The sequence below is a fragment of the Streptomyces sp. HUAS MG56 genome (assembly GCF_058673395.1).
Map to the genome: position 1 here is coordinate 3,701,556 of NZ_CM178722.1, position 16,040 is coordinate 3,717,595.

At 71.5% G+C, this 16,040-nt stretch carries 22 protein-coding genes; 16 read left to right on the forward strand and 6 right to left on the reverse strand.

Annotation, left to right across the window (positions count from 1 at the left end; all coding sequences use genetic code 11):
- The first annotated feature begins 109 nt into the window (after positions 1-109).
- The 3 genes from lipA to AC4OXY_RS17590 all read left to right on the forward strand — a co-directional run bounded on the left by lipA (position 110) and on the right by AC4OXY_RS17590 (position 2,243).
- Positions 110-1,075: a lipoyl synthase gene (lipA, locus tag AC4OXY_RS17580; protein ID WP_356020794.1), complete on the forward strand. Its 966-nt coding sequence runs from the start codon at positions 110-112 to the stop codon at positions 1,073-1,075.
- 220 nt (positions 1,076-1,295) lie between these two features.
- Positions 1,296-1,493: an SCO2195 family GlnR-regulated protein gene (locus tag AC4OXY_RS17585; protein ID WP_356020791.1), complete on the forward strand. Its 198-nt coding sequence runs from the start codon at positions 1,296-1,298 to the stop codon at positions 1,491-1,493.
- Positions 1,494-1,553: 60 nt separating this feature from the next.
- Positions 1,554-2,243, forward strand: a complete 690-nt coding sequence (locus AC4OXY_RS17590; RefSeq protein WP_356020789.1) for a DUF4191 domain-containing protein — start codon at positions 1,554-1,556, stop codon at positions 2,241-2,243.
- A gap of 13 nt (positions 2,244-2,256) precedes the next feature.
- Here AC4OXY_RS17590 and AC4OXY_RS17595 read toward each other — a convergent pair whose 3' ends face one another.
- Positions 2,257-2,757 carry a flavin reductase family protein gene (locus AC4OXY_RS17595; RefSeq protein ID WP_356020786.1) on the reverse strand — a complete coding sequence of 167 codons (501 nt, stop codon included), beginning with the start codon at positions 2,755-2,757 and terminating at the stop codon, positions 2,257-2,259.
- 141 nt (positions 2,758-2,898) lie between these two features.
- Positions 2,899-3,366, reverse strand: a complete 468-nt coding sequence (locus tag AC4OXY_RS17600; protein WP_356020784.1) for an RDD family protein — start codon at positions 3,364-3,366, stop codon at positions 2,899-2,901.
- A gap of 210 nt (positions 3,367-3,576) precedes the next feature.
- Here AC4OXY_RS17600 and glnA point away from each other — a divergent pair, with 210 nt between their 5' ends.
- Positions 3,577-4,986: a type I glutamate--ammonia ligase gene (gene glnA, locus AC4OXY_RS17605; RefSeq protein ID WP_071382506.1), complete on the forward strand. Its 1,410-nt coding sequence runs from the start codon at positions 3,577-3,579 to the stop codon at positions 4,984-4,986.
- A 54-nt stretch (positions 4,987-5,040) separates the two neighbouring features.
- Here the strand turns inward: glnA and AC4OXY_RS17610 are convergent, their stop codons facing one another.
- Positions 5,041-6,036 (reverse strand): GlxA family transcriptional regulator, encoded by a 996-nt coding sequence (locus AC4OXY_RS17610; protein WP_356020782.1) that lies wholly within the window; start codon positions 6,034-6,036, stop codon positions 5,041-5,043.
- Between the two features lie 95 nt (positions 6,037-6,131).
- On the opposite strand from AC4OXY_RS17610, the gene AC4OXY_RS17615 reads away from it, so the two are divergent.
- The 4 genes from AC4OXY_RS17615 (at position 6,132) to pspAB (ending at position 8,708) form a co-directional block, all read left to right on the forward strand.
- Positions 6,132-6,722, forward strand: coding sequence for a cysteine hydrolase family protein (locus tag AC4OXY_RS17615; RefSeq protein ID WP_491994185.1), 591 nt, complete (start codon positions 6,132-6,134; stop codon positions 6,720-6,722).
- Positions 6,723-6,806: 84 nt separating this feature from the next.
- On the forward strand, positions 6,807-7,061 hold the full coding sequence (locus AC4OXY_RS17620) for an SCO2583/SCO2584 N-terminal domain-containing protein (protein ID WP_356020778.1): 255 nt from the start codon (positions 6,807-6,809) through the stop codon (positions 7,059-7,061).
- 141 nt (positions 7,062-7,202) lie between these two features.
- On the forward strand, positions 7,203-8,120 hold the full coding sequence (gene htpX, locus AC4OXY_RS17625; RefSeq protein ID WP_362820540.1) for a zinc metalloprotease HtpX: 918 nt from the start codon (positions 7,203-7,205) through the stop codon (positions 8,118-8,120).
- Positions 8,121-8,123: 3 nt separating this feature from the next.
- Complete coding sequence (pspAB, locus tag AC4OXY_RS17630; protein ID WP_356020775.1) at positions 8,124-8,708, forward strand: PspA-associated protein PspAB; 585 nt, start codon at positions 8,124-8,126, stop codon at positions 8,706-8,708.
- A gap of 16 nt (positions 8,709-8,724) precedes the next feature.
- Here the strand turns inward: pspAB and AC4OXY_RS17635 are convergent, their stop codons facing one another.
- The gene (locus AC4OXY_RS17635) at positions 8,725-9,006 is read right to left on the reverse strand and encodes a hypothetical protein (RefSeq protein WP_376284917.1); all 282 of its coding nucleotides are present in this window, start codon (positions 9,004-9,006) and stop codon (positions 8,725-8,727) included.
- An 82-nt stretch (positions 9,007-9,088) separates the two neighbouring features.
- On the opposite strand from AC4OXY_RS17635, the gene AC4OXY_RS17640 reads away from it, so the two are divergent.
- Positions 9,089-9,592, forward strand: coding sequence for an alpha/beta hydrolase (locus tag AC4OXY_RS17640; RefSeq protein ID WP_362820539.1), 504 nt, complete (start codon positions 9,089-9,091; stop codon positions 9,590-9,592).
- Positions 9,589-9,822, forward strand: a complete 234-nt coding sequence (locus AC4OXY_RS17645; RefSeq protein WP_356020768.1) for a hypothetical protein — start codon at positions 9,589-9,591, stop codon at positions 9,820-9,822. The genes AC4OXY_RS17640 and AC4OXY_RS17645 overlap by 4 nt, the downstream gene beginning before the upstream one ends.
- Here AC4OXY_RS17645 and AC4OXY_RS17650 read toward each other — a convergent pair.
- Positions 9,803-10,117 carry a hypothetical protein gene (locus tag AC4OXY_RS17650; RefSeq protein ID WP_356020766.1) on the reverse strand — a complete coding sequence of 105 codons (315 nt, stop codon included), beginning with the start codon at positions 10,115-10,117 and terminating at the stop codon, positions 9,803-9,805. The two genes, AC4OXY_RS17645 and AC4OXY_RS17650, sit on opposite strands and share 20 nt — an antisense overlap.
- 207 nt (positions 10,118-10,324) lie before the next feature.
- Between AC4OXY_RS17650 and AC4OXY_RS17655 the strand changes: the two genes are divergently transcribed.
- The 3 genes from AC4OXY_RS17655 to AC4OXY_RS17665 all read left to right on the forward strand — a co-directional run bounded on the left by AC4OXY_RS17655 (position 10,325) and on the right by AC4OXY_RS17665 (position 11,791).
- Positions 10,325-10,579 (forward strand): hypothetical protein, encoded by a 255-nt coding sequence (locus AC4OXY_RS17655; RefSeq protein WP_376284922.1) that lies wholly within the window; start codon positions 10,325-10,327, stop codon positions 10,577-10,579.
- A gap of 24 nt (positions 10,580-10,603) precedes the next feature.
- A complete protein-coding gene (locus tag AC4OXY_RS17660) occupies positions 10,604-10,972 on the forward strand; it encodes an arsenate reductase family protein (RefSeq protein WP_491994186.1) in 369 nt (122 codons plus the stop codon).
- A gap of 120 nt (positions 10,973-11,092) precedes the next feature.
- On the forward strand, positions 11,093-11,791 hold the full coding sequence (locus AC4OXY_RS17665; protein WP_491994187.1) for an SCO2207 family protein: 699 nt from the start codon (positions 11,093-11,095) through the stop codon (positions 11,789-11,791).
- Positions 11,792-11,803: 12 nt separating this feature from the next.
- On the opposite strand, the gene AC4OXY_RS17670 is transcribed toward AC4OXY_RS17665, so the two are convergent.
- A complete protein-coding gene (locus tag AC4OXY_RS17670; protein WP_491994188.1) occupies positions 11,804-12,682 on the reverse strand; it encodes an alpha/beta fold hydrolase in 879 nt (292 codons plus the stop codon).
- Positions 12,683-12,898: 216 nt separating this feature from the next.
- Here AC4OXY_RS17670 and glnII point away from each other — a divergent pair, with 216 nt between their 5' ends.
- The 3 genes from glnII to AC4OXY_RS17685 all read left to right on the forward strand — a co-directional run bounded on the left by glnII (position 12,899) and on the right by AC4OXY_RS17685 (position 16,036).
- Positions 12,899-13,930, forward strand: a complete 1,032-nt coding sequence (gene glnII, locus AC4OXY_RS17675; protein WP_376284934.1) for a glutamine synthetase — start codon at positions 12,899-12,901, stop codon at positions 13,928-13,930.
- Positions 13,931-14,326: 396 nt separating this feature from the next.
- On the forward strand, positions 14,327-14,920 hold the full coding sequence (locus AC4OXY_RS17680) for a winged helix-turn-helix domain-containing protein (RefSeq protein WP_356020755.1): 594 nt from the start codon (positions 14,327-14,329) through the stop codon (positions 14,918-14,920).
- 69 nt (positions 14,921-14,989) lie between these two features.
- The gene (locus tag AC4OXY_RS17685) at positions 14,990-16,036 is read left to right on the forward strand and encodes an NAD-dependent epimerase/dehydratase family protein (protein ID WP_491994189.1); all 1,047 of its coding nucleotides are present in this window, start codon (positions 14,990-14,992) and stop codon (positions 16,034-16,036) included.
- The last annotated feature ends 4 nt before the right edge of the window (positions 16,037-16,040 follow it).

A 16,040-nucleotide genomic window follows, 5' to 3' on the forward strand; every position in this document is an offset into this window, starting at 1 on the left:
TCCGCCGGGAATGCGCCCTGCGGCAGCGGGGTTGGCTCCAGCGGCAGGGCGCATTTTGCACGGGCGTACTCTGGTGTGCGCCGAGGAATCAAAGCTTAGGGAGCCGGTCGTGTCCGCAGTCGCACCCGACGGACGCAAGATGCTGCGCCTGGAGGTCCGCAACAGCCAGACCCCCATCGAGCGCAAGCCCGAGTGGATCAAGACCCGGGCGAAAATGGGTCCCGAGTACACGAAGATGCAGCACCTCGTGAAGAGCGAGGGCCTGCACACGGTCTGCCAGGAAGCCGGCTGCCCGAACATCTACGAGTGCTGGGAAGACCGCGAGGCGACCTTCCTCATCGGCGGCGACCAGTGCACCCGGCGCTGCGACTTCTGCCAGATCGACACCGGCAAGCCGGAGGCGCTCGACCGCGACGAGCCGCGCCGCGTCGGCGAGTCCGTGGTCACGATGGACCTGAACTACGCCACCATCACCGGCGTCGCCCGCGACGACCTGGAGGACGGCGGCGCCTGGCTGTACGCCGAGACCGTGCGCCAGATCCACCGGCAGACGGCGGACCGCGAGGCCGGCCGCACCAAGGTCGAGCTGCTGGCCCCCGACTTCAACGCGGTCCCGGAGCAGCTGGCCGAGGTCTTCGACTCCCGCCCCGAGGTCTTCGCGCACAACGTCGAGACGGTGCCGCGGATCTTCAAGCGGATCCGCCCCGGCTTCCGCTACGAGCGCTCCCTGAAGGTCATCACCGAGGCCCGCGACTTCGGCCTGGTCACCAAGTCGAACCTGATCCTCGGCATGGGCGAGACCCGCGAGGAGATCAGCGAGGCGCTGCGGCAGCTGCACGACGCGGGTTGCGAGCTGGTCACCATCACGCAGTACCTGCGCCCCTCCGTCCGGCACCACCCGGTCGAGCGCTGGGTCAAGCCGCAGGAGTTCGTGGAGCTGAAGGAGGAGGCCGAGCAGATCGGCTTCTCCGGGGTGATGTCGGGTCCGCTGGTGCGCTCCTCGTACCGGGCCGGGCGGCTGTACCAGATGGCCGTCGAGAAGCGTGGGAGTTACATCGCCTCCCAGGCTGTGTGAATTCACGCACAAGCAATTACCGGCCAGTAATGGCCGAGTCGACGCGGCCCTGACCGTCCTCGCTGATGAGGGCGCTCATCAGGGCCGCGTCAGCTTTTGGGTGTACCGCATCAAGGTTTCATTGGCGTTTGACCGGTCGGACACGCCCTGGTAACACCAAACAGTGACTCTGCTATCACGCCCCGTACACCACCCGCCGCTCCGAGGGGGGACCTCGAACATGCAGGCCGCGCCCGTACGCGCCACCGCCATCCCGTCCTTCACCGATGCTCTCCGCGCCGTCGAGCACCTGCTCATGAGCGGCGGTCAGCGCACCGCCCGCCGCAATGCCTGGACCTCCGTGCTGGAGGACCGCCGCCGCGCCAAGGACCGCGTGGAGGCACAGCGCGTCCTGGAGCAGGCCGCGGACCGCTCCTGACCGCTCCTTCCCCGGGCACTGCCGTCGTCGGCACTCCACGGGCCACGTAGACTTCGTGCCATGGCGAGGAAGGAAACCGCGGCGGACGCCGCGAACGCAGGGCGACTGAAACAGATCGCTCTCACGTACAAGATGACCCGTAAGGCCGACAAGAAGATCGGTCTTGTGCTCGGGGCCGTCGGAATCGGCATTTTCGCCGTCTTCCTCGCGATCGGCTTCCTGCTCGGCCATCCCGTCTACCTGGGCATCTTCGGCCTGCTGATCGCTCTGCTGGCGGCCGCGATCGTGTTCGGCCGCCGGGCCGAGCGTGCCGCCTTCGGCCAGATGGAGGGCCAGCCGGGCGCCGCGGCCGCCGTGCTGGACAACGTCGGCCGGGGCTGGACGACGACCCCGGCGGTGGCGATGAACCGCAGCCAGGACGTGGTGCACCGGGCGGTCGGCAAGGCCGGCATCGTGCTGGTCGCCGAGGGCAACCCGAACCGGGTGAAGACCCTGCTGGCCGCCGAGAAGAAGAAGATGAACCGCATCGTGGCCGACGTGCCCGTGCACGACGTCATCGTCGGCAACGGCGAGGGCCTGGTCGAGCTGAAGAAGCTGCGGACGACCATGCTGAAGTTCCCGCGCGTGCTGACCGGCGCCCAGGTGACGGCCACCAACGACCGGCTGCGCGCCATGGGCGACCTGATGAGCAACATGCCGGTGCCGAAGGGCCCCATGCCCAAGGGCATGCGCATGCCGAAGGGCCGCTGAGCCCCCTCACACGCTAGTTCAGCGAGCGGAACTCCCGCTCGCAGTACACCATCGGCGACCCCTCGCCCAGCCGCACTCCCGTTACCCGGCCGATCAGGATCGTGTGATCCCCGGCCGGGTAACGCGCGTATGCGGCGCAGTCCAGCTGTACGGGCGCCTGGTACACCGTCGGCAGCCCGGTGGGGCTCGGCTTGAGCACCGGGTCGGCGAACTTGTCCGCCCCCTTGGTGGCGAAGCGCAGCGCCAGATGCTGGTGCTCCGGGGCCAGCACGCTCACCGCGAAGTGCTCGCAGCCCGCGAAGACCAGCGCCGAGTCGGCCGTGTCCGACAGACACACCAGGACCAGCGGGGGCTCCAGGGAGACCGAGCAGAAGGAGCTGGCCGTGAAGCCGCGGGGGGTGCCGTCCTCGCAGTGGGCGGTCACCACCACCACGCCCGACGGAAAGCGGGCCATGGCGTCCCGGAAGTCCTCGGGGGTCACCTCGGCCGCCATCACATCCTGGCCATCGGTCATTGCGTGCACCACCTGTCCCGCGACGTCGGTCCGACGACCGTCCGTGTCCGGGCGGTCACGACCACGGTCACGACTATGCCGCCGGGCAGGGGGCGGGGCAACCGGATCACGGCCGGGTGCGCGTGGGGCGCCCGGCGACGCTCAGATCCGTACTTCGACCGTCTTCGCCAGCCGGTCGTGCAGGCCGCGGCCGTCGCGGTCCCAGACCAGGGCCGGGATCGCGAGACACAGCAGGATCGTGCGGACCAGGGCGCGGACCGGGTTGACCGTGCCGGTCTCCAGGGCCACGACGCGGATGCCGAACAGGCGCTTGCCCGGGGTGAAGCCGACCGTGCCGACGGTCAGGACGCTCAGGACGAAGAAGACACCGAGGGCCCAGTTGCCGGTCGCCTGCCTGTAGCCGTTGGTGATCAGGCCGTATGCGATCAGGACGCTCATCGCCCAGTCCACGGCGAGGGCGCCCAGGCGCCGGCCGGGCCGGGCGATCGAGTTCGGCCCGTCCTGCGGGAGACCGAGCTGTTCACCCCGGTAGCCGAAGTCCGCGCCGGCGTCTTCCATGGCCTCGCGGGGCCCGGAGAGCCATGATCCGATGGCCTGCCTGTTGTCCACCCGTCAACGGTACTGCGCCCGGCCGCGAGCCCTGTGCCGAGGGGTGTGTCGGGGCTACGGTGGACAGGTGGCCGGTTAACTTCTGCGAAACAAATGGGTCACGCCCGAGAAATCACCCGTCCCTAGGGTCGAGACCAGCGTGTGCCACCGCACTGGCCGCACGAACGATCTACCACCCCGGCGAGGACGGTCGGGAGTAGGAGGAGCTGGATGTTCCAGAACGCCGACGAGGCCAAGAAGTTCATCGCGGACGAGGACGTCAAGTTCGTCGACGTCCGCTTCTGCGACCTGCCGGGCGTCATGCAGCACTTCACGGTGCCCGTCGAGGCGTTCGACCCCGACGAGGAGCTGGCCTTCGACGGATCGTCGATCCGTGGTTTCCAGGCCATCCACGAGTCCGACATGGCGCTGCGCGCCGACCTGTCCACGGCCCGGATCGACCCGTTCCGCCGGGACAAGACCCTCAACGTCAACTTCTTCATCCACGACCCGATCACGGGCGAGCAGTACTCCCGTGACCCGCGCAACGTGGCGAAGAAGGCCGAGGCCTACCTCGCGTCGACCGGCATCGCGGACACCGCGTACTTTGGTCCCGAGGCCGAGTTCTACGTCTTCGACAGCGTGCGCTTCGCCACCTCGGCGAACGAGTCCTTCTACCACATCGACTCCGAGGCGGGCGCCTGGAACACCGGCGCCGTCGAGAACAACCGCGGCTACAAGGTCCGCTACAAGGGCGGCTACTTCCCGGTCCCGCCGGTCGACCACTTCGCCGACCTGCGCGCCGAGATCTCCCTGGAGCTGGACCGGCAGGGCCTGAAGGTCGAGCGCCAGCACCACGAGGTGGGCACCGCCGGCCAGGCCGAGATCAACTACAAGTTCAACACGCTGCTCGCCGCCGCCGACGACCTCCAGCTCTTCAAGTACATCGTGAAGAACGTGGCCTGGCGCAACGGCAAGACCGCGACCTTCATGCCGAAGCCGATCTTCGGCGACAACGGCTCGGGCATGCACGTGCACCAGTCGCTGTGGAGCAACGGCGACCCGCTGTTCTACGACGAGGCCGGTTACGCGGGCCTGTCGGACACCGCCCGCTACTACATCGGCGGCATCCTCAAGCACGCCCCGTCGCTGCTGGCCTTCACCAACCCGACGGTGAACTCGTACCACCGTCTGGTGCCGGGCTTCGAGGCGCCGATCAACCTGGTGTACTCGCAGCGCAACCGCTCCGCGGCCATGCGCATCCCGATCACGGGCTCCAACCCGAAGGCCAAGCGCGTCGAGTTCCGCGCGCCCGACTCCTCCGGCAACCCGTACCTCGCCTTCTCGGCCCTGCTCCTCGCGGGTCTGGACGGCATCAAGAACAAGATCGAGCCGGCCGAGCCGATCGACAAGGACCTGTACGAGCTGGCTCCCGAGGAGCACGCGAACGTCGCCCAGGTCCCGACCTCCCTCCCGGCCGTCCTCGACTCGCTGGAGGCCGACCACGAGTTCCTCCTCCAGGGTGACGTCTTCACGCCGGACCTGATCGAGACGTGGATCGACCTCAAGCGCACCAACGAGATCGCGCCGCTCCAGCTGCGTCCGCACCCGCACGAGTTCGAGCTGTACTTCGACGTGTGACAGAGGGATCCCCCGGGATCAGCAGGCCCCTCGGCTCGTGCCGGGGGGCCTCGCTCATGTCCGGCCCGTGTGCCGGAAGCGGTTGCGGTACTCCGTCGGGGTCGTGTCCAGGCGGCGGCGGAACGCGCGGACGAGGGTGTCGACCGTCTGGAAGCCGCAGGCCGAGGCCACCCGGTCGAGGGTGTCGTCGGTGGACTCCAGGCGGCCCCGGGCCACCTGGACACGGGCGGACTCGATGTAGGCGGCCGGGGTCGTGTCCAGCTCGGACTTGAACAGCCGGGTCAGCTGGCGCTCGCTGACGTGCGCGTGGGCGGCGAGGTCGGCGACCGTGAGCCGGCCGGTGGCGTGCCGGTCGACGTACCGGCGCAGGTCGTCCATGCGGCGCGTGGTCGAGACGGGCTCGATCGGCACGCTGAACTGGCTCTGGCCGCCCGGCCGCTTCAGGTACATCACCAGTTGCCGGGCCACGCGCAGCGCGACGGCCTCGCCGAAGTCCTCGGCGACCAGCGCGAGGGTCAGATCGAGGCAAGCGGTGATGCCCGCGCCGGTCCACACCGTGCCGTCGCGCAGGAAGATCGGGTCGGCGTCGACCCGTACGGCCGGATGCTCGTCGGCCAGTTGCCGCGCGGTCGACCAGTGGGTCGTGGCCCGTCGGCCGTCGAGCAGTCCGGCGGCGGCGAGCAGATGCGCGCCCACGCAGACGGAGGCGACGCGCCGGGAGCGGCCGGCGAGCGTCCGTACCCAGCGGACCACGTTCTCGTCGGTCAGGGCCCGCACCCGGCGTTCCCCGTCGACCTCGACCGCGCCGGGCACCAGCAGGGTGTCGATGGTGCGCCGCGCGGCCTCCTCGCACGTGACGTCGGGCAGCACCCGCACCCCGGCCGACGTGGTGACCGGGTCCAGGGTCTCGGCGGCGAGGACGACCCGGCAGCCGGCCGCCTCGTCCGTCTCGCGGCGCAACAGCGCGAACACCTCCGGCGGGCCGGTGACGTCGAGCAGGTCGACGCCGTCGAAGAGCAGCACGACGATGACCCGCTCGACACCACCCATGCGGTCCCCCGCTCCCCTTCGACGCCGGCCGATGTCCGAATCTGCAAGTTACCTGACATTGCCGCCATCCGGGAGCCGCTCATAGCGTGAGGGTCATGACTTCGACGACACTGCGTGACCTCAACGGCTTCGATCAGACCCCGGCCCCGCTCGCCGGTGCGACGCTGATCCTCATCGACTACCAGAACACCTACACCCGGGGCGTCATGGAGCTGGCGGGCTGGGAGGCCGCCCTCGACGCCGGGGCCGAACTGCTGGCGCGGGCCCGGTCGGCCGGGGCGAGGGTCGTGCACGTCGTCAACGACGGCGGCCCGGGGACGCCGTACGACATCCGGGCCGAGATCGGCGCGATCCATCCGCGGGTCGCGCCGGCCGAGGGCGAGCTGGTGGTGGTCAAGAAGACGCCGGACGCGTTCCGGGACACCGAGCTGGGCGCGCACGTGGACGCCGCCGGGCACCAGGACGTGATCCTCGCGGGCTTCATGACCCACATGTGCGTCGCCTTCACCGCCCAGGGCGCCTTCCTGCGCGGCAACCGCCCCACGGTCGTCGCCGACGCCTGTGCCACCCGCCCGCTCACCACCCCGGTCGCCGGGGTCGGGGCCGCCCAGCTCCACCACAGCGCGCTCGCCACGGTCGCGGACCTCTACGGCGTCGTCGTGCCGTCGGCCGCGTCGCTGGCCTGAGCGCAACCTTTTCCGCTTCCCAGGCTTCCTCCTTTCGGGGGATCATCCCTCCTGACCCTGACGGACGAGAGAGGTTGAACGGGGATGTCGCAACAGGACGACTGGGAGCGGGAGTTCGATCACCGGTGGGCGGAGTCCGCCGAGCACAAGGAGCCCTCGGCCCGGGCGCGGATGCTCGCCGCCCGCTGGAAGGAGAACCCGCCGGACCCGGCGCCCTTCCGCGCCGACCCGGACGGGGCGCCGCGCCGGGCGTCGTGGGCGTCGACGGCCGTGGTGGTCGGCTGTGTGGTCGTGGTGATGGCGTTGCTCGCGCTCGTGCAGTTCAGCTCCTCCTCGTAGGGGCAGAGCTCACTGCGCGTACCGGGAGGGGCGCTCACAGGTAGCCTTTGCCGCGCCTAGGGCCGTTCGGGACCGCTTCATGGCATTCGGCAGGTGCACACTGGACTGCGGGACGAGTGCGTGACTGCGGGGTGATGCAAGATGCAGAGCCGGTTCCGGAGCGACCGACGGCTGACCGTGCGCATGGGACTCACGATGTTCCTGCTCGGGCTGCTGTACGTGGGCTTCGTCGCGGCATTGATCGTGCTGCTGAGGTCCTGGGTGCTGGTCGTCGTCGTGGTCGGGGCGATGTTCGTGGCCCAGTTCTGGTTCTCCGACAAGATCGCCATGTTCGCGATGCGCGGTCGGGTCGTGGAGCGCGAGGAGTATCCCGAGTTGCACGCGGTCGTGGACCGGCTGTGCGCGATCGCGGACATGCCCAAGCCGGTCGTCGCCGTGTCCGAGATGGACATGCCGAACGCGTTCGCGACCGGGCGGAACCCCGATCACGCGGTGGTCTGCGTGACGACGGGCCTGCTGCGGCGGCTGGAGCCCGCCGAGCTGGAGGGCGTGCTGGCGCACGAGCTGTCGCACGTGGCGCACAAGGACGTCGCCGTGATCACGATCGCGTCCTTCCTCGGCGTGCTGGCCGGCCTGATCGTCCGGTTCGCCCTCTACTCGGGCCTCTTCGGCGGCCGCCGGGACCAGAACACGGCGGCCGTCATGGGCGCCGTGCTGGCCGTCTCGGTGGCGGTGTACGCGATCAGCTTCATGCTGATCCGGGCCCTGTCGCGGTACCGGGAACTGGCGGCGGACCGCGCGGCCGCGCATCTCACCGGCCGCCCCTCGGCCCTCGCCTCGGCGCTGACCAAGGTCTCCGGGGACATCGCCCGGATCCCGACCAAGGACCTGCGCACGGCCCAGGCGTTCAACGCGTTCTTCTTCACCCCGGCCAAGGGCAAGGAGCCGGGTCTGGAGCGGTTCTTCTCCACCCACCCGACCCTGGAGCAGCGCCTGGAGCAGCTGGGCCGGATCTCGGCGGAGCTGGGCGAGGCCACCACTCCCGGGAAGGCGGGCTGAGCATTGGGGCTGCTGGACATCCTGCTGGGCCGTACGAAACCGGTCGCGCCCGATCTGGATCAGCTCTTCGCGCTGCCCTCGGCGGCCGTGACCCTTGAGGCCGCGGCCGGTTTCACACCCACCGGGGGCGGGGCGGTGTGCTTCGCCACGGTGGAGGGGGCGGCCTTCGAGCAGACCCACCGGGAGGTGCAGGCGCTGCTGGACGCGGACACCGACCGCACGGGCCCGCCGGTGAAGCTGGAGCGGGACACGTACGGCTACTCGTGGCTGGTGTCCGAGCGGACCCCGGACCAGCTGGTGCAGCTGGTCAACGATCTGCACGCGGTGAACAGCGCGATGGAGGTCAACGGCTTCGGCCCGCAGCTGCTGTGCTCGCTGGCCGCGTTCCGGGACGACGCCGGCCGCACACTGGCGCTGGTCTACCTCTACAAGCGGGGCACGTTCTACCCCTTCGCTCCCGTCCCCGGCGGCGGGGAGCGGCGGGACAGCGCGCTGGAACTCCAGGTGAAGGCGGCCCTCGCGAACGACCTGCGTATCGAGCAGGATCTGAGCCGCTGGTTCCCGGTGTGGGGCGCCCCCGGCCTGTGACCGGGGGCGCCTGCGCTCACCTGCTCTTCTGCTTCTCCTGCCGGCGGGTCTCGAAGGGCCGCTCCCGGCGGTAGCGCCGCTCCCACCTGGCCTGCCGGTCCCGGCGGTCGCGGTAAGCGCGGTAGCTGTCGGGCGGGGTGCCCGTGCCGGTGGGCGGGGGCGGTCCGGGCGAACCGCGTCCTTGTCTCGCGAGTGCCGCGTACAGGTAGAGCAGCGCGACGGCGGCCAGCCACCAGAGATGGTTTCCGAATCCGAGGATCACCAGGACGAGGGTCCCGGTCGCGATGACGCCACGCATGACAGACCTCCGTGGGGTGAGTGTGGCGGGGGTGGGGTGTGTCGGCTTCGCGCCGTTTGTTCAGGGTAGGGAGCCCACGACCGTGCCCGCACCCCGTTTTCCGCCGCCGCGCGCCGGCACCCCCGGGCGGGCCACGGCGGTGCTGTTGCACGGTGCGGGAAACGGCAGCAAGGAGCGGCTCCTGCCGCTGCCCGACGCGTTCACGGGGCACGGCTGCCACGCCCTGGCCTTCGGCTTCCCGGGCCACGGCGACAGCACGGGCGCGCTCGCCGAGCTGAGCCTGCGGCGGCGGTCCGAGCAGGCGGTGGCGGTGCTCGACGCGCACGCTCCGGCGGACGACCCCTTGGTGCTGGTCGGGGTCGGCATGAGCGGCGAGGCGGTCGCCGATCTCGTACGGCACGACGGGCCGCGGGTGAGGGCCGTCGGCCTGTGCTCGCCCGCTGTCTACGCGCCCGAGGCCCGGGAGGTGCCGTTCGGGAACCGCCAGGGACGGTTCAGCGAGATCATCCGCGCGCCGGACAGCCGGCGGCGGTCGCGGGCGCTGGAGACGTACCGGGCGACGACGCGGTCGTCCCGCCGGCCGTGACCGAGGCCCTTCAGGACGCGCTGTCGGCACGCGCCCGCTGCTCCCGCTTCGAACTCCCGGACGCGGAGCACCGGTTGGGCCTGTGGTTCCGGGAGCATCCCGCGCGCTGGCGGGCGTTCGTGGAGCGGCTGCCGGCCGCGCCGGCGTCAGCGCGGACCGGGTGCCCGGCGATGGCGCGGGCACCCGGTGCGCGGTCGGGTACGGCCGGTCTCAGCGGTTGTAGCGCATGAACGCCCGGACCATGTGGCAGGTCGTGTCGGACGGCGGGCGCATGCCGATGTCCTCCGCCGTGGTGCGGATCGCGGCGTCGGAGGCCTGGGACGGGAGGTAGACGCCGGAGTCGAGCAGGGCTATGGCGAGGCGCATGGCCTTCAGCCGGCGGTTGTGCGTGACGTACCACTGGCGCGGCCGTCCGGCCGGCAGCGGGCGCTTCGTCACGGGCTGGACGGGCGAGTCGAACAGCACGGGGTGCTGGGCGGTGGACTGGGTCCGGGACGGCTTCGGCCTCAGGGCGGCAGCGGGCACAGGCATCCTCCTGTCGCGGTCAGGGCGCCTGCCGGACAGCCCGGCGGCACCCTCGAACACTGCCTCCAGTTTACTGCCGGGCACTGACATCGAGGGAGCCCGCGGAGCCCGGCAAACATCCAGGTGAACAAGGGAATTGTCGTTGTGTCACCCACGGTCTTCACGATGCATGTGGGGCGGCAGAAATTCGAACAGAGGGGGGATGGCATGAACGATCCGCACACCGCTCCGCCCGCGCCACGGCCCGTGGACATCCGCCCCCTGCGCCAGCACAAGCGCGCCTGGGCCGGCAGCGCCACCGGCAGCACCGGGACCTGCTCGATCGTCTCCGCCGCAGGCAACCGCTACGCGGCGGGCGAGTTCTGCCGCAACAGCGACCACGGGGCCGCGACGACCGACGCGAGCGGTACGCCCGTCACGTGCTCCCCCAGTGGCAGCCGCTGGCGCTGGACCGACCCCTGACCCGGGGCGCGTACCGTGTCCCCCATGGAAATCTGGACCAATCCGGCCTGCTCCAAGTGCCGCAGCGCCATCAGCCTGCTCGACGCCGAGGGGGCCGAGTACACCGTCCGGCGATACCTGGAGGACGTGCCCGGCACGGACGAGATCAGGGCCGTGCTCGGCCGGCTGAACCTCGAACCGTGGGACATCACCCGCACCCAGGAGGCCGACGCCAAGGAACTGGGGCTCAAGGACTGGGCGAAGGACGCGAGCACGCGCGAGCGGTGGATCACCGCCCTCGCCGAGCACCCCCGGCTCATCCAGCGCCCGATCATCACCGCCGACGACGGAACGGCCCTGGTGGCCCGCACCGAGGACGCCGTACGCGAGGCCCTCTCCCACAGCAAGGGCTGAGCCGGGAGCAAGTCCCGTGTGGCGCAGGTCACTTCAGCGGCTCCCGTGGTCGCTGAGTCACCTCGTTCGGTATCTCGTACATAGCGACGTACGCTCCCCTACCTCTTACAGGAGGCGCGCATGTCGCGCAGGCGAACTCTCGGTCCGAAGAAGACGATCGCGCTGCTCGTCGGTGCCGCGGCGGTGGCGGGCGGTGGGGCCTTCGCGCTCGCCACCACGTCCAACGCCGCCCAGCCCGCGCAGAACGCGAAGACCCTGTCCGCCGGGAACTCGACCGTCTGCCAGGGGCTCGCCACGGCCCTCGGCAACAACGAACGGTTCATCGCCGGGCAGCAGGCCGCCCCGGACGCCCAGTCGGCGGCCCGGATCGCCAACCGGCAGGCGGTCATCGCGCAGATCAAGGTCCAGCAGAAGGCGGCCGGTTGCACCGTTGGGGAGTCGGCTCAGGGCTCCCAGTCGGCGCAGCAGGGCGCGGGTCAGCAGGGTGCGGGGCAGCAGTCCGGCGGTGCCCAGCCGAGCGCACAGCCCTCGCAGTCCGCCGCCGGCAGTGCCGGTGGTGCCGCCGCCTCCGGTCAGCAGGTCTGCAACGGCTCCACCGTCACGCTCTCCGGCGAGGGCGGCGCCCCGGCCGCGTCCAGCGACCGGTTCCCGGCGGGGACGACCCTGAAGGTCACCAACCTGGACAACAACAAGTCCACGACGGTGAAGGTCACCTCGGTCTCCGGCAGTTGTGTCCTGCTGAACAACGCGGCCTTCGAACAGGTCCGGGAATCGGGCAAGTTCCTCATCCGTCACGCGCTGATCGAGAAGGTGGGGTGAGGCCGGGGAGCATCAGTCGGCGGACAGGAACGCGGTGATACGGCCCGCCAGGCCGCCCGGCGCCGACTGGGGCAGCGCGTGATGGGAGACGCCCGGCAGGACCGCCGTCTCCACGCGCGGCAGCAGCTCGGCGGCCCCGGCCGTCACCTCGCGGGGGATGGGGGTCCCCCCGCTCAAGCGAAGTCGAGAGCGGGGGAGGGTCCTGCTGTTCGCGGCCACGAGCAGCAGGACCGGCGTCCTGAGCGCGCGCAGCGCGTCCGGCGCCGGGCGCGGCCCCGTGACCGGCCTGCGGGCCGGGAAGCCCGCACCCGCCTCCTGGAGGGCGAGCCAGTCCGGGTCGGGCGGCGCCCCCGCTCCGGTCTCCCACTCCAGGAAGGCCCGGACCCGGCGGGGTGAGGGCCGCAGCAGCATCGGCAGGGCGTGCAGCAGGTACGCCGCCTTGAACCCGGCGAAACACTGGGTCGGGTCCAGGAGGAACAGGCGGCGTACCCGGCCGGGCGCCCGCAGGGTGTGGTGCAGGGCGATCCAGCCGCCGTACGAGTGCGCGCCCAGGTCGGCCTCGTCGGCGCCCAGGCCGTCGAGCAGGGCGTCCAGCCAGGCGGACAGGTCGGCGACCGTACGGGGGTGACGGTCGGCGGCCGGGACGCTCAGGCCGGGGGCACCGATCAGGTCGGCGGCGTACACCCGGCGGACGCGGGCGAGGGCTGCGGCCTGGCCGTACCAGGAGACGGAGGTGGCCGCCCCGCCGCCCGGGAGCAGGAGCAGCGGGGGTGCGTCGCGCGGGCCGCAGGCGTTGACGCGGGTGTCCCCGAAGGGGGTGCGGACGGTCAGCGCCTCGCGGTCGGCGGGCCACTTGGCCAGCACCCTGTCGTACGCGTCCCGGAAGTCCACCGCCGCACGGTAGCGCCTCACCGCGTGAGACGCACCACAGAAACATCAGGTAACACGGGGTTCACACAAGGGCAACGGACGAGAAATCGCCTGTTGCGAGGCTGCCCGCCAGATCGACGCGGCGCCCCGGTGCCGTGGCGCCGCAGCAACCCGCAGCACCGCAGCACCGCAGCACCCGCGACAAGTGCGCCCGACCCACCCGAAGGAAGTGGCCCCGTGACCTTCAAGGCCGAGTACATCTGGATCGACGGCACCGCCCCGACGGCGAAGCTCCGTTCCAAGACGAAGATCATCGCGGGTTCTCCGGCCGGTCTCGACGCGCTGCCGATCTGGGGCTTCGACGGCTCCTCCACCAACCAGGCCGAGGGCCACGCCTCGGACCGCGTGCTCAAGCCGGTCTTCACCTGCCCGGACCCGATCCGCGGCGGCGAGGACATCCTGGTGCTGTGCGAGGTCCTCGACACCGACATGACGCCGCACGTGTCCAACACCCGTGCCGCGCTCACCGAGGTCTCCGAGCGGTTCGCCGCGCAGGAGCCGGTCTTCGGCATCGAGCAGGAGTACACCTTCTTCGACGGCACCCGCCCGCTCGGCTTCCCCGAGAACGGCTTCCCGGCCCCGCAGGGCGGCTACTACTGCGGCGTCGGCGCCGACGAGATCTTCGGCCGCGACGTCGTCGAGGCCCACCTGGAGAACTGCCTGAAGGCCGGTCTCGGCATCTCCGGCATCAACGCCGAGGTCATGCCGGGCCAGTGGGAGTTCCAGGTCGGCCCGCTCGCCCCGCTGGAGGTGTCCGACCAGCTGTGGGTGGCCCGCTGGCTGCTGTACCGCACCGCCGAGGACTTCGGCGTCTCCGCGACCCTCGACCCGAAGCCGGTCAAGGGCGACTGGAACGGCGCGGGCGCGCACACCAACTTCTCCACGAAGGCGATGCGTGAGGGATACGACGCGATCATCACCGCGTGCGAGTCGCTCGGCGAGGGCTCCAAGCCGCTGGACCACGTCAAGAACTACGGCGCCGGCATCGACGAGCGCCTGACCGGCCTGCACGAGACCGCCCCGTGGGACGAGTACTCGTACGGCGTCTCCGACCGCGGCGCCTCGGTCCGTATCCCGTGGCAGGTCGAGAAGGACGGCAAGGGCTACATCGAGGACCGCCGCCCGAACGCCAACGTCGACCCGTACGTGGTGACCCGCCTGCTCGTGGACACCTGCTGCTCCGCCCTGGAGAAGGCCGGCCAGGTCTGATCCCTCCCTCCACGCACCCAGGGGCGCCCGCCATTCCGGCGGGCGCCCCTGCGGCGTATCACGCACGGGCCGGCGTCAACTTCCCGCCAAGGAAGCGTCCAAGCAGTGAGAGGAGGGTCCTCGTCGGCGGCCGCGTCTGCTTCAATGGGCGCATGGCCAGTTCCCAGAAGTGCACCGCGACAGGTCGCCATGACCTTGAGCCCTTCTGGCCTTCCCGTCAGCACCACGACTTCGACCGGGTGTGTTGTCGCGCGACCGACGCGCGGGCCCTGTAGAGCCGTAACCCCCGGCCTTCCGGCCAGCGCGAAACGACGTACGTCCCGCCGGCGCGCCCGACCACGAATCGCGGCCGTCGCCCTTCCCGACGAACCTCTCGCGCGAAAGAGCTGACCTCTCATGGCGACCACTCGTTCCCTCTCGTCCGCCACCTCCCTCACCGCTCCCGCCCGGCACCGGCTGCGCGCCGTCGACCGGGACGAGGTGATCGAGGTCCCGGACTTCCTGCCGCCCGGCGCCACCTGGCTGCCCGCGCCGCAGCACACCCTGCCCACCCTGCCCGGCCAGCCGCCGATGGTCGGCTACCTGGTGCTGGTCCCGGCCGACCAGCGGCCGCCGTTCCTGCCGGTCGCGCTGCCGGAGCAGCCGGCCGAGACCGAGCAAGCCGAGGCCGGACGCGGCGAGACCGGGCCCGGCGCCGAGCAGGTGGTGCGGATCGACCCCGTGCAGCGCACCGCCGACGTCGCGGGCCGCGAACTCGACCTGACCTACCTGGAGTTCGAGCTGCTGGCCCACCTGGTGGCCCACCCGCACCGGGTACACACCCGCGACCAGCTGGTCACCACGGTGTGGGGCTACGGCCACGTCGGCGACGGCCGCACCGTCGACGTGCACATCGCCCGGCTGCGCCGCAAGCTGGGCGCGCAGTACCGGCAGACGATCCAGACGGTGCGCCGGGTCGGCTACAAGTACACCCCGCCGACCGGCCACTGACCCTCCCCCGGCTCTGCCCTCGGCAGAGTCCCGTACCGCCGCCCGCCCGGAGCGGGCACGATCAGCGGCATGAGACTTCTGGTGCTGGGCGGTACGGAGTTCGTGGGACGGGCGGTGGCCGAGGCCGCCGTGGCGCGCGGCTGGGAGGTGACCGTCTTCCACCGGGGACGGCACGAACCGCCGTCCGGGGTGCGGTCGTTGCACGGCGACCGCACCGCTCCCGACGGCCTCGCGGCCCTCGCCTCCGAACCGGGCGGCTGGGACGCGGTCGTCGACACCTGGTCGGCGCAGCCGCGTGCCGTGCTCACGGCGGCACGACTGCTGCGGGGCCGTGCCGCGCGGTACGCGTACGTCTCCAGCCGGTCGGTGTACGCCTGGCCCTGGCCCACCACGGGCGGGCCCGGCGCGGCGGTGGTCGAGGGCGCCGCCGCCGACGCGGGGCCGACGGACTACGCCCGGGACAAGCGGGGCGGCGAGCTGGCCGCCGCCGAGGCCTTCGGCGCGGACGCCTCGCTGCTGGTGCGGGCCGGGCTGATCCTCGGCCCGTACGAGAACGTCGGCCGGCTGCCCTGGTGGCTGAACCGGATCGCGCGCGGCGGCCCCGTCCTGGCCCCCGGCCCGCGCGAGCTGCCGGTGCAGTTCATCGACGCCCGCGACCTGGCCGGCTGGCTCCTCGGCGCGCTCCGGCAGGGGTTGAGCGGGCCGTACGACCTGATCGGCCCGCCGGGGCACACCACCATGGGCGAGCTGCTCGACAGCTGTGTCCGGGTCACGGGCGCGGACGCCGAGCTGCGCTGGACCGACCCGGAGACGATCCTGGCCGCCGGGATCGAGCCCTGGACCCAGCTGCCGGTGTGGGTGCCGCCGGAGAGCGAGCTGTACGCCGCCGCCCACCGCACGGACGTCTCCCGGGCGCTGGCCACCGGTCTCGTCTGCCGGCCGGCCGCCGAGACCGTCGCCGACACCTGGCGGTGGCTGACGGCGATCGGCGGCGTGGCGCCGGTCCGGCCGGACCGCACGGGCAACGGCCTCGATCCGCAGACGGAGGCGAAGGTGCTGGCCGCGGCCGGGGGTGTACCTGGCACCACCCCCGAGGAGGGGACTTCGGGCGACTGACTGA

What these genes read in the sequence shown, in the direction of transcription:
- AC4OXY_RS17585 (WP_356020791.1), top strand. Translation starts at nt 1,296, where the DNA reads ATGCAGGCCGCGCCCGTACGCGCCACCGCCATCCCGTCCTTCACCGAT.
- AC4OXY_RS17590 (WP_356020789.1), top strand. Translation starts at nt 1,554, where the DNA reads ATGGCGAGGAAGGAAACCGCGGCGGACGCCGCGAACGCAGGGCGACTG.
- AC4OXY_RS17595 (WP_356020786.1), bottom strand. Translation starts at nt 2,757, where the DNA reads ATGACCGATGGCCAGGATGTGATGGCGGCCGAGGTGACCCCCGAGGAC.
- glnA (WP_071382506.1), top strand. Translation starts at nt 3,577, where the DNA reads ATGTTCCAGAACGCCGACGAGGCCAAGAAGTTCATCGCGGACGAGGAC.
- AC4OXY_RS17610 (WP_356020782.1), bottom strand. Translation starts at nt 6,036, where the DNA reads ATGGGTGGTGTCGAGCGGGTCATCGTCGTGCTGCTCTTCGACGGCGTC.
- AC4OXY_RS17615 (WP_491994185.1), top strand. Translation starts at nt 6,132, where the DNA reads ATGACTTCGACGACACTGCGTGACCTCAACGGCTTCGATCAGACCCCG.
- AC4OXY_RS17620 (WP_356020778.1), top strand. Translation starts at nt 6,807, where the DNA reads ATGTCGCAACAGGACGACTGGGAGCGGGAGTTCGATCACCGGTGGGCG.
- htpX (WP_362820540.1), top strand. Translation starts at nt 7,203, where the DNA reads ATGCAGAGCCGGTTCCGGAGCGACCGACGGCTGACCGTGCGCATGGGA.
- AC4OXY_RS17635 (WP_376284917.1), bottom strand. Translation starts at nt 9,006, where the DNA reads ATGCGTGGCGTCATCGCGACCGGGACCCTCGTCCTGGTGATCCTCGGA.
- AC4OXY_RS17655 (WP_376284922.1), top strand. Translation starts at nt 10,325, where the DNA reads ATGAACGATCCGCACACCGCTCCGCCCGCGCCACGGCCCGTGGACATC.
- AC4OXY_RS17660 (WP_491994186.1), top strand. Translation starts at nt 10,604, where the DNA reads ATGGAAATCTGGACCAATCCGGCCTGCTCCAAGTGCCGCAGCGCCATC.
- AC4OXY_RS17665 (WP_491994187.1), top strand. Translation starts at nt 11,093, where the DNA reads ATGTCGCGCAGGCGAACTCTCGGTCCGAAGAAGACGATCGCGCTGCTC.
- AC4OXY_RS17680 (WP_356020755.1), top strand. Translation starts at nt 14,327, where the DNA reads ATGGCGACCACTCGTTCCCTCTCGTCCGCCACCTCCCTCACCGCTCCC.
- AC4OXY_RS17685 (WP_491994189.1), top strand. Translation starts at nt 14,990, where the DNA reads ATGAGACTTCTGGTGCTGGGCGGTACGGAGTTCGTGGGACGGGCGGTG.